Here is a 20,957-nt window from a genome sequence, read left to right as displayed (position 1 = left end):
TTAAGGGTTAGCTATCAGCCGATTATCATTACCTACTAACAATGCTTGATCTCACAAACAAGTAAAGGTACAGCGCCCTGTTATTCTCACACCCCCGTTTTCGCCACAAAATAGCCCTTTACTGTAAGCAGACGCATAGTCATTGTTTTCGTAGATTGATATTCATTTCAATTTCCTTTCAGTAGCGTTACAGTAATTTCGTATCTTGACCGTGCTATGACCTACAACGTCGAACTCACGGACAAGCCTGATAAACGTGGCATTCACCACGTCATGATCCGGCTGCATGCTAAAGGCCAGAAACCGGCCCGGATCCAGACCAGCATCGAAATCGAAGCTCGACACTGGAACACCAAAAAGACCTGGGGAAAATGGATCCGGAGTTCGCATCCGCATGCGGGTGAAGTCAACAATGCGATCATCGCCACCTATAACAAAGTTAAAAAATCCGTTGAGGAGTATCTGGCTTTTGATCCCTTTCTGACACCCAAACAGGGAAAGGCCCGCTACGAGGCCAGCGCCATTACCCTGTTGCGGGCTCACATGTCAGCTGCTCATCAGTTCGTCGATCTGTCGGGCGTTACCAAGGCCACCCGAAATCGCCAGTGGGCTGCCTTTCTGCGCTGGGCAGGGGAGGACCTGGCCATTGAACAGATCACCCCGCAACTCGTCGAGGATTACAAAAACAAACTACTCGCTGACGGTAAAGCGCCACTGACCATTAATACGTACATGGCTAACCTGCGCGTCCTCTACGAACGCGTGCAGAAAGCCCGCAACATTCCCAAAGCCGATATTCTGGCTAAATCGCCGTTTCTGGACTGGGAAAAGTTGCCCCCAACCCAAATGCCCAAGGGCCGGCTGCCCGCTGCGGCCATTGCCAAGCTGCTGGCCACGCCATTCGATTTAGGCTCCAGGCGGGTCCGGAGCCGAACCTTTCGCAACTATCCCGACTGGGCACGCTGGTGCTGGCTGGCCTGCCACCTGCAGGCGGGTATGAGGATCGGCGATCTGATCCGGAGCCGGTATGAGTGGTATGAAGTTAATGCGGAAGGTCAACCTGTCCGGCTGCGCTATCAGATGCAGAAAAACGGCAAGTGGATATCGATTCCGGTATCGAAACAACTCCAGGCGCATTTAGGATTGATCTGGAAGGCTGGTAGTCGGCCAGAGACCTACCTGCTGCCTTTTCTGGATAACCAGGCCACCTACGCCCGCTACCGCTCCTACGAGCAAATGCGGAGCATGCCTCCGACTGAGTTCAAACAGTTGAAATCCCGACTCGACAGCATCACCTGTCAGCTGAATCTGTCGCTCAAACAGGTCGCCATTGATTTTAATTTGCAGCTGCCGGGTGGAGCGAGTTTCACCAACCATACGGCCCGGCATAGTTTTGCGGACAAAGTGCGACTGGCTATTAAAAACGGAAAGACTGACGCGAAGGGGAGGGCCGTGACCAACTTCGATGCCAAGGAACTCCTGGGTCATACCGACATGAAAACGACCGAAATGTATTTCGGGGAAATGGATCAGGAATGGCTCGATTCAGCCATGGATGCCATTACCGGCGACGATTAACAGGAGTCAGTTGCTAAAGTACCTGTTCGTATTCGGCCATCATGGCCCGGCCTGAGCGGTAAAAGGGTAGGGGTAAAGTTTGGAAGGGTTTGTTCCAGTTGGCCATGGCCATGTTGGCAGTGATCTGGGCTTCGAGCTGCTTCCTTTGATCGAGTAGTTTTTGGCGCAGCATTTGTCTAAAATATTCGTTCTAATGGCTAGACTCAACTCGGGCCAATAGGGTTTACCCGCTAATAAAATAATATGTACTGATTGGATTGAGAAACAGTATATGATAATTGGCTTGATAATGCAGCCCTTGGTAGTAATCCTTTCAATAGTTGCGGGAAAGAGATAAAACAAGAGGCAGATTACTAGTGTAGTCTGCCTCTTATCATGTTACTCCTTTTTTAGACGTTGAAAATTGGGAACGGTCACACGAAGTGACTATTTTTTTTTATTTTTTTTCGGATAGTTCAGCCAAATCGTACAACTGTGTAATGCTCTACCCAGATTTTTTCTTAAAAACCCTGCCGGCCAAACAGTTGATTTAATTTATCTCGGGAACGCTTGAGCCGCATCTTGATGGCACTTTCATTGAGATTAAGCTGCTGGCTAATTTGGCTGATGGACAGACCCTGTTCGTACTTAAGTCGCAATAGGGTCGCTTCCTCAACTGATAACGTGTCTAATAACTGTTCCATGGCCTGAAGTTGCTGCTCGTCAGAAACGACTGATTCTTCAGCTAATTCCAGCCCTTCCGGAAGATCCTGCCAATTCATCCGTTTACTAATTCGAATCTGATCCAGGCAGTAATTGTGGGCAATTGAGTAAAGCCAGGTGGCAGGAGCCGAATTCTGTTTAAACGTATCTAATTTGCTAAAAACCTTAATAAAAATCTCCTGGGTAAAATCCTGAGCCGCTTCACTGTCTTTGGTCATCGACAGGCACTTCTGATATACCTTCTCGGCATATTGTGTATAAAGCGTTTCAAAATCGCCTTTATCCCCCATAGTTTGTTCACGCTTACGAGTTGGCTTTGGGCCTTTAAACGGGTTAAACATAAGGAATTAGGCAGTTTAGGAGCTATAGGGTAACAAAATTAAGGTTAAATGTAGAAAGTGCTAAATAGTTTATAATTTAGTCAATATTGAGCGGTTTATTAAAATGGCAACCAAAAGCCTGATATAGTTGGAACTAACCTAATAGTATGTGGATTTATTTACAATAGACGGGGCTAGTTGTTAAATTAATTTAAAATCAACAAAACTATGTTCTGTATTTAGCAGTAAGTTAAATTTATTATATGGTAGTTTAGTCCAATTACTATATAGACAAGTAATAGTATACCATTCATCCAATGCATCAATGCCTCCCAAGCTCCTTTAGAACCCGGTCATACTCGGCTATCATAGCCAGGCCAGTTCGGTAGTACTGCGGCGGCAAGGTTTGAAACGGCATCCTCCAGTTTGCCACAGTCATGTTGGCAGTGATCTGGGCTTCGAGTTGTTTCTTTTGATTGAGTAGTTTATGGCGCATACAGGTGTTTTTTTACGCCGATTGCGTGTGATTTTACACTTGTATACGTTTCTAAGCCTTTCCTCGATTTAACTCCTATGGAAATTTTTCTATCAGCACTCTTGCTAACGGATATTGCCCTCAGTATCTACGTTTATCGCCTCGTTAAACGCCAGCTGAAGCAGTATCAGCAACGACTCAACCAGCAGCAACGGGAAATCGATCACCTCAACGAGAATATGAAGCAGGTTTATCTAGTCCTGAAGGATCGTGAGATCATTTACCCCATGCACAATAATTAGGGTTTGATCATGATCACCTCTGATGAGGAATTGCGATATGACTCAGTAAAGCAGCTTTATTGTTTAGATTCTTCGTGTAACTCGTCAATCTTTTTGGTGATAAAGACATTGCCTAGAATACCGACGCCAATCACTTTTGGCTCTCCATCGAATTTTAGCTTTGTCAGCGAAAGGAGCAGGTAGTTATCGCGGGTAATCAGGTGATCAATAACCGTTTCAGCAAACGCAGTTCCCAGTGTCTGGCCGAAGATGGCCGCTGCACTTTCCTGATCAGTCTTACTGGCAATGGCACTCTTGATCTCTTTTCTAAAGCTTGCTTTGACTTTGGCTTTATGATCTTCCAGGCCGGGGTTTGTTAATACCAAGATTAAGATGACAAATCCCCCAATAATTAGCGGAAGTTGAGATTTCTTCATGTAAGGTGTGGTTTAGGTGATGATTAATTACATAGGCTGGTGAATGCTTCCACTTCAAGCCTTCGCTATTAAATTCAATTTGCTTTTTGCCTTCATAGTAAAAGGTTGCCTCGACGATTACGGGGTATAGAATGTAGTTTGTAGTTTCAGACTTTTGTCTGATATTTAAAGACAAATAGTTAATCAAAAATCAATGGCCATGAATCCAAATACCCATCCACTACCCGGTGTCAGATTGGCTGCCGCACAGGATCATAAAATTGGTAATCATGATAGTACACTTGGAAGTCCCGAGGCCGCACAACTGCCTACTCAGTTAGACCGTATCGAATCTATGCTTCAACGTATTATTGAAAACCAAGAGCGGCCCATTACGTTGTCAATAGGATCTGTAACTACTTCAGCTGCTCAGATCAAGGCTGCGCTTGATGTGGGGGAGTATCTGGGTTCTGCACTTTGAGTTCAGCTAGCCGATCCTTTACTTCCTTTAGCTTTTCCTTCAGGATGCGCTCAACTTCGGCATCCGACTTACTACTTGCCTCATGGAGAGTTAGTATCTGGGTATAGTAATCTCTGAGTCTATAGAGGTCGTGTTTCTCTCGATCGTCTACTGGTAAATCTTTCGTAAGTAGTCGAAATATTCCACGTTGATAAGCCTTAATCTCAGCTATATCCATTAATAACTGAGTCATATCAAACTTTACGTCAATGTTCTGCATTTTTAATGTGGTTTAGGCGATGATTAATTACATAAGATGGTCAATCAATATTAAGAATCGGACTTAATTCGATCCTTCATTATTCTTTAAGGACTTTTTGAGATAAGCTTCTATTTCGGCTTGGGTAGGCTTACCCTTTTCGATAAGCTTAGGGACTTGGGCAGATTCATATTTGTTAGCTAAATACAGAATCCCTATTGTTAAAACTACAAATAGGCTTACTATAATTAGCGCAAAAGGTCCATTAGTTAAGGCATCATTAACCATCCATCCAACGAAAGCAGAGATGAATATGAACCCTGAAACAAAACAAAGTATTGTTATTAGGCGCTGCCTTGGTGTCATTTTTTCATACTCTTCAAAAAGATCTCTTTTCTGATTAGTTTTCATATAATAGTTTGCATTGATATATTGGAGTAGATAGCAGTTTGATTATTAGGGCCTTTTACGATAAATAGATTTAGGATTTCGTAGCTACTGCAATTCAAAAGAATGTTCTTTAGGGCGTGCTTTCGTTCCTCCCCAACGGCGATATTCGGAATCAACAAAGGGAAAAAGATTCAATTCGTTGACTGTTACGTTATAGTCGGCCACATAATGCTCGCAGATAAAAGGCCAGTTCTCCTTACGCCAGGCTGGATTATATGACTTAGCCTTATATAGTGAATATGCCTTTTGATTATCCCAAATCCCAATACCATTACAAGGCATTGAAGTGCATTCGGCCACCACAAACATTTTCACGGATTGGCGTATATCATCTGCACTTATACTGTTCGAGTCGATTAGGATCTCATAATTCTTAAAGTTTCTGGTCTGGGTAGATTCCAGAACGGTATAGTAGGTTTTAGTCTGAATAGTTGTTGTATCAAGGAAGGATGTTGTGGGTGTTTCCGTACTAGTGGATTTATTCCCACAGTCCAAGAGGAAAGTACCAAGAAGAACAACTAGAAAAAATTTCATTTTAGTTGTGGCTTAGGTTCTCACTGGTTAATAGAGTATTCGGACAAAAAGTGAATGCTATTTATCTGCGACTCCAGTCCCGATCGACTTTGCGAATTTTGTAAAGCTCATACACTTCGGTTAGCCTTATTTCATAATCCGGGTATTCGACTTTATCGGGATTGATTGACGAGCATGTGATAATGCCTTCCTTGGTATTGTGCTTGGTGATACGCTTAATAACTACACCATCATGAGTCACAATTATATAGTCCGTACCGCCATTGGTATAAAGCTTGACATCCCAATAATCAGATTCAATCTTTCGGCCAACGGCCACGTCACCATACCCAATTGAAAATCGGGAGCCATCATCCATACTATCCCCTCTGACTTCAAAAGCGCGGAAGATGCCCTTTTCCCGTTTAGGCAATACAATTGAATACCTGGGCAACTCGATAAGGTATTCTCGATCCTTCCAGCCATGGGGATAGCTGGCGTAGGCAAATTCATCAACAAGTGGGATCGTCATCAACACCATTCCATTATCCAACTCCCGAAACTCCATCCCGCTGGCGGATGTCGTCACGTCTGTCTCATCAATAAAATTGATAAGAACAGCTTCGTTTTTTTTATTGTCAACTTCACCAATAATTGGCTGATGAAGGGTTACCCGTTTAGGGCCTGTTCCAGTAAGTATCCATTTGGCTGACCAACCAAGCTTATTCTGAATACTGAATAAAAAGGAATCGCTCGGCTCTTCTTGTGAATTCAAATAGCCACTTATCAATCCTTTAGACTTACCGATTGATTCTGCAAGCTCCGTTCGGTTGATATTCTCTTCCAACATTAAGGCCTGAATACGTGCAGACGGAGTGTCCATGTAATTTTCAATTTCAGGAAGTTGTATTGTCATCATTAGGCTGGAAAATATTTTTCAGTAAACTGAACAAAGTTCAGAAAATTGTACTTATATTTGTATCAACCTTATGTTAAGGTACAATCAACTAAATATAAACGGCATATGCAAGAGATAATCGGTATTCGAGACAAGCTTAAGAGGGAGGTTGAAGAACTTGATGGTGGATACGCTACAATTGCCAAATTGCTTAAAACCTCTACCAGTAACGTTCACAAGACATTAGGCGAACAAAATATACCTCGCCTTACTACGCTTGAGACAATAAAAGATGCTGTTGATACTGCTAGAAAAAAGCAATTGGCGCGTATAAGCCAATTGAATGCTTAATTTTTTTGCCTTATATGTTCAGTTTTTTAAACTTTAGTATAGTTTGCTGAATATACGACTTTAGCTGCCTAATCCATGCAACCACAACCAACCAGCTATGTAGTCATGACAGACTACACTTTACAACAACGGCTCGTTGAAGCCCTGGAAGCCAGCAATGCCTTGCTGGAAGCGGCCACCGAGCAACTGGGGAATGCCCGATTTTACGAAGAAGATGCGGCTAAATACCTGGGCGTCGAAAAACACACACTCTACCGCTATCGCCAACAAGGCCTTATTTATGAGAAGGTCGGCAAAATTATTTCCTACCGCCGGAAGGATCTGGATGCCTGGCGCAATGCCGGCAAAACCAAGGCCACGGCTATCTATTAGTGCTTCTGCTGAGTAATCAAATCTAAAGAGAATACCGGAACCATAGGCCCCGGCTTCTACGGTAATCAAATCTAGTTACAAAAATGCACACGAATCTTTCCACCCACAAACAGGCCGTATTCGCCACGCTACTGGCCACCTTTGCCGCCCCGACGTCCACGCCCGTTACCTTGGCTGATCTGGACCGTCAGCAGGATTTTTCCGAACTCGAGCAGTTGGTTGCCAAACTGGCTGGCCCGCACTGCCTCAGTATCGAGTTCCACGATGACAATCGCAAACACGGTTGTCGGTCATTGGAGTGGATTGTCGTGACCAGTTGCTACAATGGCTACGCCGATCGGGATGAAGACGGTAACTATGCCGATACGGGCAATGTGCGTGAAGTGATCTGGGTTCCGGTTCGTGACACAGATACAATTGAGAACATCGCCGAGCGGGTGGTGGCAGAGGTGCGTGGAATCGACTCAAATGTATTTGCCTGAGCCATGACAATCGCTACCCTCACCCTGTTCGCTGCCCTGGCGGTTAATGTCCCGTTTTGTGCGTTCCTACTCCGATCACTCCCTTTTTCGGATTGGTGCTATCACCTGCGCTACTGGTGGCTGATTAACCGGGCTAATCTCATCGCTGCCCTGATTCATCGCACGATTCTGCTGCTGCTCCTGATTGGGCTGTTTGTCGGCATGTGGCTTCTGTCGTATCACGGCTTGATTCTTTACTGATGGGCCGCCCTCTCCACACATCCGCCCATGAGCAGGCCCACACGTTTTTCGAACTGATGTTCGAGGAGCTGCCCACCAGCTGGCAAGCTGACCTGCCCGCCTGCCAATTCGAGTTTGAACTGTGGCTGGCCACATTTGATGTAAAACGACATCAGGAGAAATTGTCGGGTTTTGATCTGCTCACGGCTGCCCGCCGTCGGGCCGAACGCTACTACCAGCGGGATCTCAAGCAGCCGCACCATACAGCCATCGAGTGGGCATTCTTTCGGTTTCGGCTGGAACTAGCCCTGCTACAAACCTGCGTTGTCGATGCGGATACGCTCCAACACTGCTACCTGTACGCTGATCTACTCAGCAACTACGCCTTTACAGTCCTGACCGATAGCCGACGTCCTGTCTCATGATACACTCTCCCACATTCACACGCTTCAAATGGTGCATGATAATCGGCTGGACTTGCCTGTTTCTGTACGCAGTTGGCTGGTTTCTGGCCGAATACAACCGGGTTATGCCGGGTGGCATTAATTATTAATTCTGATTTGTGTGGATAGCCTTTGGATTGATGAGGTGATCATGGTGCTCAAGCGGACACCAGCCGAAAAGTTGTTACTAGCCCGAATTTGCTACCGGGCCGGGATAATGCCAGACGGTTTGTGCCGGGACAGCAATAAGGAGTTGTCATTGGCTATTGACATACACCCACAGACGGTCTCTGACATGGTTCGCGCGCTGGAAAAAGCCGAACTGATCACAACGGAAATTTTTCAAAAACAGAAGAACCTCCGTACGATCCAGCCTATAAGTAAAATCCTTATACCCTACAAAAACAAGGCCAATAGGTATAAGGAAAAAGCTGATAGTCACTATAAGGAAATTCCTTATAGTCCATCAGAAAGTGAGCAAACACTATCAGGAAATTCCTTAGACCCTATAAGTCAAATCCTTATACCCTATAAGGAATTTCCTGATAGCTTATATAAGGATAGAGAACTAATAGAGAATCAAGAAGAGAACTCTATAGCTGCTTCTCCTTCTACACATGGGCGCGAGGCCGATTTAAATTCTTCTGAAAACCTACCGGAAGAGGAAAAGCCTCCAAACCCCCAACCCCCCCTTTCCCCCAAAAAGACATACGGCGATGGCACTCTGCAAAAAAGTGTCAAAGCTTTTATCAAGGCCAATCCCGATAAGTACCCCACTGGCATGTATGTCGATTTTCTGGAAAAATGGACGCTCCTCGTCGATCACGCCAAAAACGAATTGGACATCGGAAAGGAAAAATGGCGAACGCAGGATTCCTGGACACTTCAGACACGGCTCGAAAACTGGTGGCCTGGCTACCAAAAAGAACAACAAAAAAATGAACCAGCAACTCTCAATCCACAATCCACAAACTATAGTCCTGGCCAGAAAGGAGCCGGCCTTGCAGCTGGAGCGACTAAGCAGCTTGGCTTTATCCCGCCAGGCGGCCTCCGTCGTCGAGGCACGGCTGAAAGGGACGAAACTTAATTTGGCTGAGGACAGCGAGCTCGAATTGATGTGGAATCATGTCATTTTTCGGCTAGGTGTCAAAGTGGCTCCCAAAGACCTAAACACCCACGTTTTTGAACTGTCTGTTTTAAACGACTGGATTTTACAGCACTATGGCTCCAGGCTAACAACGGAAGAAGTAAAGGTTGCCTATGATCTGGCTTGCACGCAAAAGCTGGCCATTGAGGAGCTGTTTTCTATTCTTTCTCCGAAACACGTGGGCATCGTTCTAGAATCATACCTGCGCTACACAAAAGAAGATCTGGAGATTAACCGGGTGTTTACCCAGCAACTGCTCATCGAGAATGAGAAAGAGCAGACGCCCGAAGAAATCAATGCCTTCATGGAATCGGCCTTAAAACAGGCAAAAGAGGAGGTTGATGCCGGTAAATTCTATTTCGATGCCGGGAATGGGCTGTTTGACTGGCTACTGCTGAACGGCCGAATTACGATCGACGAAGATCAGGCCGACCACTTCTACAACAAGGCTAAACAGCAATTGCCGAATCTATTAGACCGCGAAAAATCGAACGTGACGCCTGGCGATACGGGCAAGCGTTCGCAACTGGAAAAGCTCATTGAGCAGCTGGAAATGGGCAAGTTCGGTAACGATCACGAGGCACGTGTCCAGTCCTACGCCAAACGGCTGTTTTTGAACCACTATCTAAAGACGCTATCCAATGAAGAAAAATAGCAATGAATTATCGGCTGCTGATTTTCGCAAACAGTACGTCGATCAGCAGGAGCACGGCCTGCAAAAACGCTGTGTCGACTGGTTTAAACGGGCTTATCCCCAACTGATCATTGCGGCCATTCCCAATGCGGCCAAACGATCGCCAGGTCTGGCCAGACAACTGCTCGATGAAGGATTGCTGGCAGGTTTTCCCGATACGATTATTCCGTTTCCCTGTGGTGAATACCACGGCCTGTTTGCGGAGCTGAAAACGGTTAACGGAACGGTCTCCATTCAACAGGCCGCCATTCATGCCCTACTGAGAGCCTTTGGCTACGTGGTCATCATTCCCCGCACGTTCGAAGAATTTCAATCACAAGTTAACGACTACCTCCACCCATGAATTCAAACCAAATTTATTACCACGGCTATGTGACTGGTAATGTTCCTCGGCCTTACGAACTGCTCAATATTCCAGCTGAACGTCTGGAGCGTGTCAAACAGAAATATGCCGACATGCCAGGGGTTACGCTCACTGTGCGCCAAAGTTCAGGAGCAATTCAGCCCGCAGCGCCTGCCCGATCTGTACCAAAGCTCATGCAGAATGAACTGCCCAGAAAGCCTAAAACAACGCCGAAACCGGTTCAAGCTATTCAGCCAGTTGTTCCGCCAGTGGGGAACGAAGTTGCCAAGCCGGGTCGCAAGCGTAAACCCTATGCCCGAAAAGGCCGCAAGCATCGATCAGTCATCAATATAACGACGGGTGAGTTTTTCCACTCTCAGAAAGAAGCCGCAGCCGCCTGTTGTGGTTCGACCGCAGCTATTAACCGGCAGATTAATGACCTCCTACGCCGAAAATCGCATCGGGGCTACAACTTCCGCTATGCCACTGATGCTGAGCAACGGGCCGAAAAAATGATTTCCCAATGACCCATCACTCCTAACTCCCTCCTACAATGGCCATTTGGTATAAATCAAAAATTAAATACAGTGCGCTGGTTGATGGGGAGGCTAAGCCCCAAAACGAAACCTATCTCCACGAAGCCATAAACTATGGGGAGGTCGAAACCCAGTGTCCTGACATCCTGAAGACCCGAATTAAAACCTTCGATGAGGATACAGTAGATACCATTGGAAAGATCAAGTTTGCAGAAGTGATCTTCCATCCCATGCAGGAAGAGGATGCTTTCTGGCAGGTCAAAGTGACTGTTTTCGACGAAAAGAAGCGGGCCTGGACCTGTCTGGTTGCCGCTTTGGATTATATTGAAGCTGGTCAGCGTGTCTGTGACTATTTAAAGGGTTCACTGCTCCCTTACGAGATTGCCGATGTGAAGAAATCCGACATTCTGGCTGTTTGGCATCCCAAAAATGAACTCTGGCAGGGTGACTGGTGGAACCGCATGGAGCGGATGTACGACGAGGGTAAAAAAGAAGTTGGTCATAATCAGCTGGATATTGATTTCAACAAAAACGCTGATGAGGATGAAGACGAAAATGACGATCAGCCGAATTACGGCTATGCACAGCGAGGTAACCAGCTGCACGACGAATTAACGAAGTTGGGCTTCAATAAACGCTCGCCGAAGTAGTGGAAAGAGGGGAACTAGTGCTGCTCAGTTGTTCGTCCTGAAACAGTAAGCTGATCGATAAGCCAGCATGGTTACGAATCGTCAACTCCCCGCCCAGTTGCTGGCTAAAACCCTCAATCAGGGTCATACCCAAAGAGTGACTACGAGCAGGATCATAATCGGCCGGTAAACCGACCCCATCATCCGAAATCCGTAGCTCAAACGTAGTGGGCTTAAGCCGATGAAAGTTCAGGCTGATCGTTCCGGAACGATCATTAGGAAAGGCATACTTGAGGGCATTGGTGATGGCTTCGTTGATGATTAAGCCTAAGGGCACCGCTTGGGTGACGTCCAGTTCAATGGCCTCTACCTGCACATCAAAGCTAATCGGTTGGGGAAGTTCATAGGACTCCCGCAGGTAAGCCACCACCTCCTGAATGTAGTCATTCATGGGAATACGGGCTACACCCTGGGCTTGGTAGAGCTTCTGGTGGATCAGGGCCATGGACTGCAAGCGGTGCTGGCTCTGCTGGATGGCCGATAGAGCCGTATCATCTGACAGATAACTGGCCTGGGAGTTGAGTAAACTCATCACCACCTGGAGGTTGTTTTTGACCCGGTGGTGGATCTCCTTCAGCAGCCGTTCCTTATCTTCCAGCAACTGCTGCAATACCTGATTCTTGTGGTTGATCTGCTGTTGTTTGATCTCAAGAAGTTGATTGCTGCGTTGTTTGAGCCGGTAGCGGTTTACACTCAGGCCCAATAAGCCCATCAACAGGGCTGTGCCTACCAGTAAGCTATTGCGCTGGGTTTGCTGGGTCTGGCCCTGCTGAGTCAACAGGGCGATGTTTTTTGCCTTCAACTGCAAGTCCTGTTCTTTCTTTTGGGTTTCGTAGCGGATACCCAACTCGGCAAGCTGCTGGCTCTTGGTCTGGTTAAAGACAGAGTCATTGATGGCTTTGTAACGCTGGTAGTGCCGCAGCGCCGACGCGGTGTGACCAAACGCCGAGTCCACCTTAAAACGCAACCAGACTATTTCGTGCCTGTTGTGCAATGGGTAATAATTATCTGGAAGATTGTTCAGTTTTTTCAGGTAAAGACTGGCTTTGGCAAACTGACCGGTGGTTACATAAAATTGACACAGTTGTAAGCGGACAAGATTTTGTGCCACGCCTTCCGGCCCATTCTTAGACCACCGAAGAGCCTGCAAATAATAGGTTTCGGCAAGCCGGTATTGCTTCAGGGCAGTGTAACAATCGCCAAAGCTGCGTAACAAATTGGGTTTTTCAAATAAACTGGGATAGAGGGGAGGGTCCTGTGAAACAACGTATTTCAGCAGGTTTAGAGCTGGCTGTACCTTTCCTTGTTTGAGTAAGCAGGCAACCAGTCGTCGAACCATCCCTCCGTAGATAATAACCTCTCCTTTTTGCTTACTGACAGCCAGTGACTGCTGGTAGTAGTCGATGCTCTTGTCAGGTTGATTCCAGTCATAGTACACATTACCGATCATAAAATAGAGGTAATCCAGATCATTGGGTAGCCCGCTGGCTTCAACATCTTCGATGATTTTCAGGTAGTATCGTAAGGCCTGGTCCAGATTATTCTTTAGTAAATTTATTTCGGTTAATAGAAAGTAAGGGTTCGAGAAATCGATAAGATAAGCGCGATGAATGAAGTCGCTATCTGTCATTAAGCTGATGTAGGTCTGATAGATTGGTCTGGGTCCAATCTCCTTGTAGATAGCCACTGCCTGATCGGCTGCCTGCTGGGCTTGTTTCAAGTTTACCGGGAGTAGGTAATTAATGCCAATCACCATTAGCAAGACGGCTTGTTTAGGCTTATCCCCTAATTGGCGAGCCAGCATTAAAGCCCGACTGGCAAACCTTATTCGCTCTTCAGGATTAGTTCGTTGCGAAGCGGTGACCCATTTGAACAGGGCTCCTAGCTCACCAGCCTTGTCACCGGCTTCTCGACGGGCCTGAATCACTGGCAGGAAGTAGGTCTTGCTGGTTGGCCAGTCACCTGCCTCTAAGTAGCTCAATCCCATTAACTGCTGACTTTCCTCGTGCCAAAGCTGGCTGTGGATGTGCCGACTCAGGGTATCGGCTCGCGCAAAATAGCTACGGGCTCTACTCCAGTCAGCCTCCCTGGTCATGGTGGAGCGAAGCCAGCTTTTGCCCAACTCCAGCAGAAGCCGGATCTGGATGGTTTCACTGCCGCCCTTGATCATCTGCTCGACCAGTTCAGGCCTTCGCTGCCGGGTCAAGACTCTGCCCTGCAGCAAAACCGCATCGTCGGCTCCTCGGGCATAGCCCAATCGGCGGGAAAGCGTTAGTGCCTGCTGGGCCATAGTTAGCGCCGAGTCCAGGCTGGGTTTAACATTCAAAGTCTTATGTAGGTAAAAATCACTCAATCGCAGCCGGGTTTGAACCTGCTGGGTGTCCGCTGGGCTCTCATTCAGCGTTGATCGTAATCGGTTGGCCTGGGCGATGGTCATGGGTTGTGCCATGACTCGGAGTGCCAGAATGAACAACAGGAAAAGTAAGAAGACAAACCGCATGGCATGAAGAGGAAGGTAATCCGTTGAGTAATCACAAGGGCGAGCAGGCGCAGTCGGTTCACTGCGAAAGGTACATATGTCTGCTACTGTAAAATTAAATAATTCTCTATCAGAGTCTTACTAAGTTTATATCTAAAGGTCAGTTAATGATCCAAATTGAATGGATACCGATATCCTGTAATTGATAAAACTTACCAACGCGATCGATGTGATCAATTTTTGTTCAAGATAAAATCACACTGGAGGTATAGCCTGAGGTTTTATTACTAATTATTGGCCTGCCCTATCATGCCGCAATCGAACGGTTCGACATACGATTTACTAACTAGTTATCGACAGGCAAAACCAGCCAGTTCTAATCCAGCCAGGTGGCAGGCAAATGAACACGATGGATATACGCTGGCGATTCTTTAATGAAGTCGTACCAGCCTGCCCGAATCTACTTTTTCTCTTTCTGAGCAAACGCCACAGCAATTACAATAAAATCATTCCTCCTTGGTGGTTAACCAATCCTCCCGCAAACGTGATGTTGGGTACCAGTGTCGTCAATGCAAACACCTATAACACGCTGGTTCCTCAGCTTTTAAAGGTAAACGGTCGCCGATTTCTCTCAATGGAGCCTCAGTTATCAGGAATTTACGGACCTGATCTGACGGGTATTGATTGGCTAATTCAGGGAGGCGAATCCGGTCATCATAAACGATCATTCGATTTAGCTTGGGCTCGGCACATGCGGGATGAATGCGCTGGTCAGAACGTGCCTTATTTTTTCAAACAAATCGACAATGTTCAGCCGATACCCACCGATTTACTGATTAGAGAATTCCCGAACCTACCGGAATTATATTCTGCAAAGCGGCTCTGATATCAGCAGTAGTACAAAACAATCTTCTGAATCGGCAAATTGTTTGTTTACCAGCCTCGATCGGTCAGCTAGCTTGTTTAAGCACTTTGCTGCTGATAGATGCCCAGCCTATTTATCTCTTTTTGCTGAAGCGTCTGCATCTTGGCTAAATACAGCTCGTACCGATCATGGAGCAATTGATAATGTTCGAGCAGACTATACCGTTGGTCTCCACTAACGATGTGCTGTTGAGCTCGCTGGATTAACTGCTTCACACGACTAATATTCGCCAGCGCCGAATCGATATGACCCTGATGAATAGCAATCAAACGCTGTAGGCGGGTATGGCGCTCATCGTTTCTGGTGGCTTGCCGATCCAAACTATGTCGAAGAGCTTTTCGGGGTTGCTTCTCTAATGCCGGTTTTCTTACTAACGCCGGGCAGTCTGGGGTTTCAATTAGAGCCAACCTGGTATCCACGGGGAAGGATTCATCCGTTGACAAGGGGGCCGTATCGATACGGGCAAACAGCTTGATAAGTTGGTCCTGCTTGGGCTTATCGAGCTGGTCGATAACCTGAGTCGCCACAGCAAATACATATTGTTCTAGAAACTGGTTAAAATCCTTCAAAAGCTTTAGTCTGGTTTGGATGAGCGGTTTATTTCCAATAACATGAGAATGGTCAGCTATTAGCAGCTCAAGCAAAGCCTATGGCTCGCTTGAGCTGCTTAGTCCATTGAATCAGGATACTAGTATGGCAGCTAAGCAGCTGAAATTTTGATAATTGACATTTGTTATCCTCTAATAACTGTATATCCCGATTTAAGTTGGCTAACATGGATATTACGTCACGCTGTAGCTGCACCGTATCTGAGCAGTAACTAGGCCTGTTGAGAAAATTCGGCAGTAAGGAATAATCTGACGGATCCGACTGGTTACGAAGCTGATCAAGTTGAGTGTAGCACTGGTGACACTCCTGAATAGCCTGGATCCAGTCGGTGAGAACGCGTTGGGGATTGAGCTCATCCGCATTGGATGAATGATCGTCTGCAGGCTTGACGTACATTGGTAACGCGTTATTTAACGATTTGGTGAATAGATTGAACAAATATTAAACAAAATAACCACTTATAGAAATGGGAAGATGTAAATAGGCAACAATTAAGTATCTAATAATTAGTTACTTACATATGTGAAAGATGGAGTTTTTGGATAAGCTGGTTGTGCTCGGTAAAGCCATCGGCTATGTCGAGTCCCTGATCCCTATAACCTGTGGGAAGTCCTAACCGGTGGTATGCCATACATTCTTGTGAAACGTTAGCATGCATTATGCTGATGGCACGTCAGAATTATCCTCAACCACGCTTATCAAATTAATGGTTCGAATACCGGGCGCTATTCGCATCTACAAACATGCTGCTGTTAATCCTAACTACGTTAACCAATGGGAGCTAAATGATTGGAATAAGGCCTTAGCGTGGGTCCAAGCAGGTGAATCATTATTGACGCTGGCCGTATCCAGGCGACGTATAAAGTCAATAAAAAGTTATTGAAAGGCCGCTGACCTACGATAAAAAAGGGCCAGTTCATCGCGATCAGGCCCTTTCTAATTCGTGTGCAAAGCCGCCAATGAACCACTAAAGGCGATGCGTAAAGATACGAATTTATATGCTTTATTTGCTATAAATATATTTTAGTTTTATTATAGTGATAATTCTTTTTGCAAACCGTTATGATAGACCGAATTGACCACTTTAAACTTCTGGGCGATATACTACTTTAGGTAGGGTAGCCAACCTGTATATGAACGAGTGGCCACCCCTAACTAGCGCTCAACCTTTATACTTGCTCATATTCTACGCCTATGAAGTGTGTTAACTCCCCTTGTTGATTATGCAAAGGGTCAATTCGTAAATGACATACAAAGGTTTCCCCATTGCTACGATAATTTAGGATGTCAGCCTCCAGGGTTTGGATATCATTCAGTTGCTTCCGGATGAACCGTATCGTAGTCGCGTCACTACCAGGGCCCAGTAAAAAGTGAGGAGTTTTCCCTAACACATCAATTGGTTTGTAACCGGTCATTGTCAAAAAACTGCGGCTTGCCCATAGAATTGTTTGCATCGGGTTGGTTAAGACCATGATACAGCCTCTCCTGATTGAGCGGTGATAATAATGAGACTGTCGACCATTTAGCGACCAGGCGAATAACTTGCTAAATTCATCAAAAAGTAGTACTTCGTCGTGTTGAGCCAGGCGGTGATGACGCTTGAGTTTTTTGAAGAAAGTAGTCGTTAATCCCGTAACTTTCTTGAACTGGTTGGACAGATGCGCTACACTGCTGTAGTTGAGCTTATAGGCTATTTGAGTAAGATTCAGTTTATCATATAAGAGCAATTCTTTTACGCGTTCAATTCGTTGAGTAATAATGTAGTGCTCAATGGTAGTGCCTGTCACCTGGGAAAAAAGGTTCGTTAGGTAGGTGTAATCATAGTTAAGTTTCTGGCTGATGTAATCAGAGTTATTTGTTTTAGGTAGTTCGTCAGCATAATGCACCATGTCGATGATCAGGGTTTTTATTTTTTCAATCAGAATCGCTTTCTTATCGTCCATCAGTTCCAGCCCTACTATCAATAAAGCGATTTTCAATTGATCCCGTTGATCCGCTGTCATTTCCGCTTTGAGTTCCACTTCCCCTAAATCGACTAGTAGGTATTGTAACCCGAGTTGATCTAATATTGCCTGCACAACCAGTTTGCAGCGCCTGGAGACCATATATCTGATATAGATTTTCATGCTTATCTTTTTTTACACAAGTCGGTAACGCATTCGTATAATACTTGATAGGAGTCCGTAGGCGGATAAAGCAGACGCATTTTTGTAATATACAAATTTATTATAGTATTTTTTTTGCTGTAGAGGAGCTATATAACCTTTTTCAGAGGAGAACCCACGTATTATGCAGAGGGTGGGAGCGGGATTTGGTTAATAGCTAAGTAAGTTATCCTTCAGGTAGGGACTGATATTGGAAGCGATATGAAGTTCCTAATAATGTTTGTTAATGAACTTTACTCAATGGACATAACGCATGACCTGTTACTAAACCTGGGCTTCGTTAAATCGCCTGGTGAGAATAATCGCTATCGCTATAAAAGCGTAGCAGGCCATCTACTGGAAGACTCTGGCCAGTTCTACTTTCGTGGTTTTGATCCGGAACGAGGTACATTGGCGGATCTGACTTATCTGCTTCGGATGATCGACTATCGACAACAGTTCTATTCAGAGCCGATGTCAGTAGTCAATCAGAATTAAAAAAGCCCGGACCTAATGATCCGGGATTTCCGATTCTATCCACACCATATAAAATATAATTCGTGGTAAGGTAAATGATTTTAAGACATTAATCGAAATCCGCTGGTTCGGGAAAATATTAGATTTAATAGCCTGATTCTTAAATAAATATAACAAACCAACATTTTTCCATGTTACGTAGTAAGTTGCTTACCTTTCCCATAAATACTTCTTACTGAGGCTTCTTCTCCGCCCTCTGCAGTCTAAGCTGTCGGTCAAGCTCCTTCATTACTGTTCCTGTATATGATTCGGCTTGTTCATGGATTAGCTAACAACAATCAGCAGTCTTTCTCTGACTTTTACGATACGTATGCTCCTAGGCTTTGGGGCATTATTCTACTCGCTAAGCTACCGACGGCACAGTCAGAAACAATTCTGATAAACACACTAAAAAAGGCCTGGCAACAAGTAAACCAACAGATATTACCTGTAAAGCCTACGTTCGTCTCACTGCTCTCTTTAGCCTATAGGGAAGGATTACCCAGGGAGTTCGTTAAAGCTAGTCTTCCACCCAACCCAACCGCCATGCCAAGTAGTGCGAATCGGTACCCTTTAGATAAAACCGTCCAGGTACTCATTGCCGGATGCTCCCTGGACGACCAAGCGTTATTTACCCAGAGCTTGAAAGCCAGTATGCCGCGAGTAGAGATAACCTTTTCGTCAGGAATTGATCAAGCTTTGGTGCATTTGCGAACCAGCTTTCTGAATTCGACTAATTTACCCAGGCTACTCCTGTTGACGTTATCGGAATCGGATACCCAGATCGATTGGCAACTGTTGCACCAGATCAAAACCAGTTATCGCCTATTGCCTATTGTGCTCATTGGGACAGAACAACAAGCGGCTATGGCCCCCAAAGCCTACGACTTGGGAATTACTTCATTTCTGGTGAAACCTCCCGACTTGGATGAATGGAAAGAGGAACTGGCTTTACTGTCCAAATACTGGCTTACGATTGCGAGCTTACCCAATCAGCAACGAAACTAACGCGAATCTATACCTTGAAGCTAACTATTGTTGTTAAGTAAGAGTGGAATCCTATCTGACTACTTGAGCTATGGTTTTTTTCTTTACAACGATTTCTCAACAGGGCGAGAACCGCGAGTTTTCCATCATGGGCGACTTGGAAGCAGGTTTTAGCATTCTGGATTACATCGGTAAAAGGGGCGACATCTTACTAAAAGCGCCTGTTGTAGATGGCCACCGAACCAGCGAACTCCCCCTCGACTCGTTCTATGGATCGACAAGCCTGCCAGGTATGGAAGCCCTTGAGCAGGATTGGACACACATCTTAAGTAAGCCCGTTAACATTCGATCCGTTTGTGCTCAGCTCCTGCCTGATTTGATTGCTCGACGGGTTGAGCGGCATAAAATCTGCATTGGTCAGTTAGAGCAGGCCGTTGTTCTGGCTGAATTGCGGCTGCAACACGTTTCTGATACCATTCATGGGGAACCTCACCGAACGCGAATGCTAAATCAGCTGGAGATGGTTTTGAAACGGCATCGAGAAAACCTGTCTACTGAGCAGGCTAGCCTATACGCCTTACTGGATCAATCGCCACATTAAAACCGCAAGCAATCAAAATTGGCTGGCATTACTATACGAGCATGACTAGAGGACGGATTTCACTTTTTACAGAATATTCGTGTTACTCTCTAGATTTAGATAGTTATAGCCAAAAGCCAGTCGAGTGAGTCTGAAAAACACTGGTCTGCAAAAACGTTCATTTTCATGTCAAGTATAACGGCCGTTCAACTAGGCGCAGTTTAGCTATGACAATAGTAGCCGATTATGGCCTATTCAATGTCGAACAAACTTGTCAATTAATGGCTGTCAAACTAGTCTCCTTTTATTTTACATCTTATATACTTAGGCTCTAATCAAAATTTATTGGTTTGTAAAAACACTCCGTTTGACAATACCGATATTCTGGGTGGTCATGCCAAAGGGGCCAACCGCTTCTATATTGGAATTGATATCACTAATACATATGCTGAATTGCGAAGGTTAGGCTAACATTTTGATAATGAGGCAGTGGTGTTTGTTGCTCTCAATCTTAGCGGTTCATTCGAAAGTACAAAACCCACATGCTTACAAAAAAATAGTTGGTTTTGTGTTTTAAGTAGATGGGCTGCTTGAAAAGCAAACAAAAAATTATTAAATATCTATATTTCCATAGTATATATTCTATAATGTAGCTAGAATATGAGATTATTGGTTAACTTCTATACGAAAAATAGGTATAAACGTTAAACAAAAGCCCATATGAGTACTCCAACATTTGATAGTAATTCAGTAGAGGCTCAAGAACACAGACATGTATTAGCTGAGTGGCTTAACGCGGTTACAGAATACGATGAAACGGTTCAAGGCTATTTCAAAAAACCTTACTCCTACATCGAGCTAAAACAACAGATTAAGCTGATCATAGCCTACTGGACTGAATGTATTCATCCGAGTAGCGACTTATAACAGCTATCCGTTCGTAATGCGTTTCGTAGTTTAGGGAGTAAAGTACTAAAATTGGATGGTGCCTGTAACAGGCAAATGCCGTTTGCCTCAATCTCATAAAAATGCTGGTTAATTCGGACAAATTGACCAGCCGGTTCCGACAACTGCTAACTGAGTGATTTC

Annotated in this window: 28 protein-coding genes; 19 read left to right on the top strand and 9 right to left on the bottom strand. The window is 45.2% G+C overall.

What is annotated here, in order from left to right:
* Positions 1–216 precede the first annotated feature (216 nt).
* Positions 217–1,578 (top strand): tyrosine-type recombinase/integrase, encoded by a 1,362-nt coding sequence (locus tag GJR95_RS15555; RefSeq protein WP_162386748.1) that lies wholly within the window; start codon positions 217–219, stop codon positions 1,576–1,578.
* A gap of 13 nt (positions 1,579–1,591) precedes the next feature.
* Here GJR95_RS15555 and GJR95_RS15550 read toward each other — a convergent pair whose 3' ends face one another.
* Both GJR95_RS15550 and GJR95_RS15545 read right to left on the bottom strand, forming a co-directional pair.
* A complete protein-coding gene (locus GJR95_RS15550) occupies positions 1,592–1,750 on the bottom strand; it encodes a hypothetical protein (protein WP_162386747.1) in 159 nt (52 codons plus the stop codon).
* A 328-nt stretch (positions 1,751–2,078) separates the two neighbouring features.
* Entirely contained in the window at positions 2,079–2,621 is a 543-nt protein-coding gene (locus GJR95_RS15545) for an RNA polymerase sigma factor (protein ID WP_162386746.1), read from the bottom strand.
* 552 nt (positions 2,622–3,173) lie between these two features.
* On the opposite strand from GJR95_RS15545, the gene GJR95_RS15540 reads away from it, so the two are divergent.
* Complete coding sequence (locus tag GJR95_RS15540; RefSeq protein ID WP_162386745.1) at positions 3,174–3,377, top strand: hypothetical protein; 204 nt, start codon at positions 3,174–3,176, stop codon at positions 3,375–3,377.
* Between the two features lie 56 nt (positions 3,378–3,433).
* On the opposite strand, the gene GJR95_RS15535 is transcribed toward GJR95_RS15540, so the two are convergent.
* Complete coding sequence (locus tag GJR95_RS15535) at positions 3,434–3,793, bottom strand: DUF4359 domain-containing protein (RefSeq protein ID WP_162386744.1); 360 nt, start codon at positions 3,791–3,793, stop codon at positions 3,434–3,436.
* 199 nt (positions 3,794–3,992) lie between these two features.
* Here GJR95_RS15535 and GJR95_RS15530 point away from each other — a divergent pair, with 199 nt between their 5' ends.
* Positions 3,993–4,253 carry a hypothetical protein gene (locus tag GJR95_RS15530; protein WP_162386743.1) on the top strand — a complete coding sequence of 87 codons (261 nt, stop codon included), beginning with the start codon at positions 3,993–3,995 and terminating at the stop codon, positions 4,251–4,253.
* A 322-nt stretch (positions 4,254–4,575) separates the two neighbouring features.
* Here the strand turns inward: GJR95_RS15530 and GJR95_RS15525 are convergent, their stop codons facing one another.
* From GJR95_RS15525 to GJR95_RS15515, 3 genes are all read right to left on the bottom strand, one after another.
* Positions 4,576–4,902, bottom strand: a complete 327-nt coding sequence (locus tag GJR95_RS15525) for a DUF2207 domain-containing protein (protein WP_162386742.1) — start codon at positions 4,900–4,902, stop codon at positions 4,576–4,578.
* Positions 4,903–4,986: 84 nt separating this feature from the next.
* Entirely contained in the window at positions 4,987–5,475 is a 489-nt protein-coding gene (locus tag GJR95_RS15520) for a hypothetical protein (RefSeq protein ID WP_162386741.1), read from the bottom strand.
* A 61-nt stretch (positions 5,476–5,536) separates the two neighbouring features.
* Positions 5,537–6,373, bottom strand: coding sequence for an XRE family transcriptional regulator (locus GJR95_RS15515; protein WP_162386740.1), 837 nt, complete (start codon positions 6,371–6,373; stop codon positions 5,537–5,539).
* 105 nt (positions 6,374–6,478) lie between these two features.
* Here GJR95_RS15515 and GJR95_RS15510 point away from each other — a divergent pair, with 105 nt between their 5' ends.
* The 11 genes from GJR95_RS15510 (at position 6,479) to GJR95_RS15465 (ending at position 11,589) form a co-directional block, all read left to right on the top strand.
* Positions 6,479–6,703 (top strand): hypothetical protein, encoded by a 225-nt coding sequence (locus GJR95_RS15510; protein ID WP_162386739.1) that lies wholly within the window; start codon positions 6,479–6,481, stop codon positions 6,701–6,703.
* 75 nt (positions 6,704–6,778) lie between these two features.
* Entirely contained in the window at positions 6,779–7,075 is a 297-nt protein-coding gene (locus GJR95_RS15505) for a helix-turn-helix domain-containing protein (RefSeq protein ID WP_198424845.1), read from the top strand.
* 83 nt (positions 7,076–7,158) lie between these two features.
* Entirely contained in the window at positions 7,159–7,557 is a 399-nt protein-coding gene (locus GJR95_RS15500; RefSeq protein ID WP_162386738.1) for a hypothetical protein, read from the top strand.
* 3 nt (positions 7,558–7,560) lie between these two features.
* Positions 7,561–7,797: a hypothetical protein gene (locus tag GJR95_RS15495; protein WP_162386737.1), complete on the top strand. Its 237-nt coding sequence runs from the start codon at positions 7,561–7,563 to the stop codon at positions 7,795–7,797.
* A complete protein-coding gene (locus GJR95_RS15490) occupies positions 7,797–8,201 on the top strand; it encodes a hypothetical protein (RefSeq protein ID WP_162386736.1) in 405 nt (134 codons plus the stop codon). Before GJR95_RS15495 ends, GJR95_RS15490 begins: the two co-directional genes overlap by 1 nt.
* Complete coding sequence (locus GJR95_RS42540; RefSeq protein ID WP_262889787.1) at positions 8,198–8,329, top strand: hypothetical protein; 132 nt, start codon at positions 8,198–8,200, stop codon at positions 8,327–8,329. Before GJR95_RS15490 ends, GJR95_RS42540 begins: the two co-directional genes overlap by 4 nt.
* Positions 8,330–8,340: 11 nt before the next feature.
* Complete coding sequence (locus GJR95_RS15485; RefSeq protein ID WP_162386735.1) at positions 8,341–9,306, top strand: MarR family transcriptional regulator; 966 nt, start codon at positions 8,341–8,343, stop codon at positions 9,304–9,306.
* A gap of 28 nt (positions 9,307–9,334) precedes the next feature.
* The gene (locus tag GJR95_RS15480) at positions 9,335–10,021 is read left to right on the top strand and encodes a hypothetical protein (RefSeq protein WP_162386734.1); all 687 of its coding nucleotides are present in this window, start codon (positions 9,335–9,337) and stop codon (positions 10,019–10,021) included.
* A complete protein-coding gene (locus GJR95_RS15475; protein WP_162386733.1) occupies positions 10,008–10,403 on the top strand; it encodes a VRR-NUC domain-containing protein in 396 nt (131 codons plus the stop codon). The genes GJR95_RS15480 and GJR95_RS15475 overlap by 14 nt, the downstream gene beginning before the upstream one ends.
* Entirely contained in the window at positions 10,400–10,930 is a 531-nt protein-coding gene (locus tag GJR95_RS15470; protein ID WP_162386732.1) for a hypothetical protein, read from the top strand. The genes GJR95_RS15475 and GJR95_RS15470 overlap by 4 nt, the downstream gene beginning before the upstream one ends.
* 26 nt (positions 10,931–10,956) lie before the next feature.
* Positions 10,957–11,589: a DUF4494 family protein gene (locus tag GJR95_RS15465; protein ID WP_162386731.1), complete on the top strand. Its 633-nt coding sequence runs from the start codon at positions 10,957–10,959 to the stop codon at positions 11,587–11,589.
* On the opposite strand, the gene GJR95_RS15460 is transcribed toward GJR95_RS15465, so the two are convergent.
* Positions 11,567–14,128: a tetratricopeptide repeat-containing sensor histidine kinase gene (locus GJR95_RS15460; protein WP_162386730.1), complete on the bottom strand. Its 2,562-nt coding sequence runs from the start codon at positions 14,126–14,128 to the stop codon at positions 11,567–11,569. The two genes, GJR95_RS15465 and GJR95_RS15460, sit on opposite strands and share 23 nt — an antisense overlap.
* Positions 14,129–14,507: 379 nt before the next feature.
* Here GJR95_RS15460 and GJR95_RS15455 point away from each other — a divergent pair, with 379 nt between their 5' ends.
* Positions 14,508–14,993, top strand: coding sequence for a DUF5131 family protein (locus GJR95_RS15455; RefSeq protein ID WP_162386729.1), 486 nt, complete (start codon positions 14,508–14,510; stop codon positions 14,991–14,993).
* 77 nt (positions 14,994–15,070) lie between these two features.
* Here GJR95_RS15455 and GJR95_RS15450 read toward each other — a convergent pair whose 3' ends face one another.
* Both GJR95_RS15450 and GJR95_RS42670 read right to left on the bottom strand, forming a co-directional pair.
* Positions 15,071–15,601: a hypothetical protein gene (locus GJR95_RS15450; protein ID WP_162386728.1), complete on the bottom strand. Its 531-nt coding sequence runs from the start codon at positions 15,599–15,601 to the stop codon at positions 15,071–15,073.
* A gap of 1,209 nt (positions 15,602–16,810) precedes the next feature.
* Positions 16,811–17,767 carry a helix-turn-helix domain-containing protein gene (locus tag GJR95_RS42670; protein WP_162386727.1) on the bottom strand — a complete coding sequence of 319 codons (957 nt, stop codon included), beginning with the start codon at positions 17,765–17,767 and terminating at the stop codon, positions 16,811–16,813.
* Between the two features lie 279 nt (positions 17,768–18,046).
* On the opposite strand from GJR95_RS42670, the gene GJR95_RS15440 reads away from it, so the two are divergent.
* From GJR95_RS15440 to GJR95_RS15425, 4 genes are all read left to right on the top strand, one after another.
* On the top strand, positions 18,047–18,283 hold the full coding sequence (locus GJR95_RS15440) for a hypothetical protein (RefSeq protein ID WP_162386726.1): 237 nt from the start codon (positions 18,047–18,049) through the stop codon (positions 18,281–18,283).
* Positions 18,284–18,565: 282 nt separating this feature from the next.
* Complete coding sequence (locus GJR95_RS15435) at positions 18,566–19,309, top strand: response regulator (protein ID WP_162386725.1); 744 nt, start codon at positions 18,566–18,568, stop codon at positions 19,307–19,309.
* A gap of 70 nt (positions 19,310–19,379) precedes the next feature.
* A complete protein-coding gene (locus GJR95_RS15430; protein WP_162386724.1) occupies positions 19,380–19,889 on the top strand; it encodes a hypothetical protein in 510 nt (169 codons plus the stop codon).
* Between the two features lie 699 nt (positions 19,890–20,588).
* Positions 20,589–20,795 carry a hypothetical protein gene (locus GJR95_RS15425; protein ID WP_162386723.1) on the top strand — a complete coding sequence of 69 codons (207 nt, stop codon included), beginning with the start codon at positions 20,589–20,591 and terminating at the stop codon, positions 20,793–20,795.
* Positions 20,796–20,957: the final 162 nt, after the last annotated feature.

The sequence above is a fragment of the Spirosoma endbachense genome (assembly GCF_010233585.1).
Lineage (GTDB): Bacteria > Bacteroidota > Bacteroidia > Cytophagales > Spirosomataceae > Spirosoma > Spirosoma endbachense.
Note: the sequence above shows the minus strand (reverse complement) of the source record. Positions and strands in the feature narration are given on the sequence as shown.

Excerpts from the sequence above, each read along its gene's own strand:
- GJR95_RS42540 (WP_262889787.1), top strand. The coding sequence starts at position 8,198 with ATGATACACTCTCCCACATTCACACGCTTCAAATGGTGCATGATAATC.
- GJR95_RS15475 (WP_162386733.1), top strand. The coding sequence starts at position 10,008 with ATGAAGAAAAATAGCAATGAATTATCGGCTGCTGATTTTCGCAAACAG.
- GJR95_RS15460 (WP_162386730.1), bottom strand. The coding sequence starts at position 14,128 with ATGCGGTTTGTCTTCTTACTTTTCCTGTTGTTCATTCTGGCACTCCGA.
- GJR95_RS15555 (WP_162386748.1), top strand. The coding sequence starts at position 217 with ATGACCTACAACGTCGAACTCACGGACAAGCCTGATAAACGTGGCATT.
- GJR95_RS15530 (WP_162386743.1), top strand. The coding sequence starts at position 3,993 with ATGAATCCAAATACCCATCCACTACCCGGTGTCAGATTGGCTGCCGCA.
- GJR95_RS15470 (WP_162386732.1), top strand. The coding sequence starts at position 10,400 with ATGAATTCAAACCAAATTTATTACCACGGCTATGTGACTGGTAATGTT.
- GJR95_RS15515 (WP_162386740.1), bottom strand. The coding sequence starts at position 6,373 with ATGATGACAATACAACTTCCTGAAATTGAAAATTACATGGACACTCCG.
- GJR95_RS15430 (WP_162386724.1), top strand. The coding sequence starts at position 19,380 with ATGGTTTTTTTCTTTACAACGATTTCTCAACAGGGCGAGAACCGCGAG.
- GJR95_RS15525 (WP_162386742.1), bottom strand. The coding sequence starts at position 4,902 with ATGAAAACTAATCAGAAAAGAGATCTTTTTGAAGAGTATGAAAAAATG.
- GJR95_RS15550 (WP_162386747.1), bottom strand. The coding sequence starts at position 1,750 with ATGCTGCGCCAAAAACTACTCGATCAAAGGAAGCAGCTCGAAGCCCAG.
- GJR95_RS15425 (WP_162386723.1), top strand. The coding sequence starts at position 20,589 with ATGAGTACTCCAACATTTGATAGTAATTCAGTAGAGGCTCAAGAACAC.
- GJR95_RS15495 (WP_162386737.1), top strand. The coding sequence starts at position 7,561 with ATGACAATCGCTACCCTCACCCTGTTCGCTGCCCTGGCGGTTAATGTC.
- GJR95_RS15520 (WP_162386741.1), bottom strand. The coding sequence starts at position 5,475 with ATGAAATTTTTTCTAGTTGTTCTTCTTGGTACTTTCCTCTTGGACTGT.
- GJR95_RS15465 (WP_162386731.1), top strand. The coding sequence starts at position 10,957 with ATGGCCATTTGGTATAAATCAAAAATTAAATACAGTGCGCTGGTTGAT.
- GJR95_RS15545 (WP_162386746.1), bottom strand. The coding sequence starts at position 2,621 with ATGTTTAACCCGTTTAAAGGCCCAAAGCCAACTCGTAAGCGTGAACAA.
- GJR95_RS15435 (WP_162386725.1), top strand. The coding sequence starts at position 18,566 with ATGATTCGGCTTGTTCATGGATTAGCTAACAACAATCAGCAGTCTTTC.
- GJR95_RS42670 (WP_162386727.1), bottom strand. The coding sequence starts at position 17,767 with ATGAAAATCTATATCAGATATATGGTCTCCAGGCGCTGCAAACTGGTT.
- GJR95_RS15510 (WP_162386739.1), top strand. The coding sequence starts at position 6,479 with ATGCAAGAGATAATCGGTATTCGAGACAAGCTTAAGAGGGAGGTTGAA.
- GJR95_RS15440 (WP_162386726.1), top strand. The coding sequence starts at position 18,047 with ATGGACATAACGCATGACCTGTTACTAAACCTGGGCTTCGTTAAATCG.
- GJR95_RS15500 (WP_162386738.1), top strand. The coding sequence starts at position 7,159 with ATGCACACGAATCTTTCCACCCACAAACAGGCCGTATTCGCCACGCTA.
- GJR95_RS15455 (WP_162386729.1), top strand. The coding sequence starts at position 14,508 with ATGAACACGATGGATATACGCTGGCGATTCTTTAATGAAGTCGTACCA.
- GJR95_RS15535 (WP_162386744.1), bottom strand. The coding sequence starts at position 3,793 with ATGAAGAAATCTCAACTTCCGCTAATTATTGGGGGATTTGTCATCTTA.
- GJR95_RS15480 (WP_162386734.1), top strand. The coding sequence starts at position 9,335 with ATGTGGAATCATGTCATTTTTCGGCTAGGTGTCAAAGTGGCTCCCAAA.
- GJR95_RS15490 (WP_162386736.1), top strand. The coding sequence starts at position 7,797 with ATGGGCCGCCCTCTCCACACATCCGCCCATGAGCAGGCCCACACGTTT.
- GJR95_RS15540 (WP_162386745.1), top strand. The coding sequence starts at position 3,174 with ATGGAAATTTTTCTATCAGCACTCTTGCTAACGGATATTGCCCTCAGT.
- GJR95_RS15505 (WP_198424845.1), top strand. The coding sequence starts at position 6,779 with ATGCAACCACAACCAACCAGCTATGTAGTCATGACAGACTACACTTTA.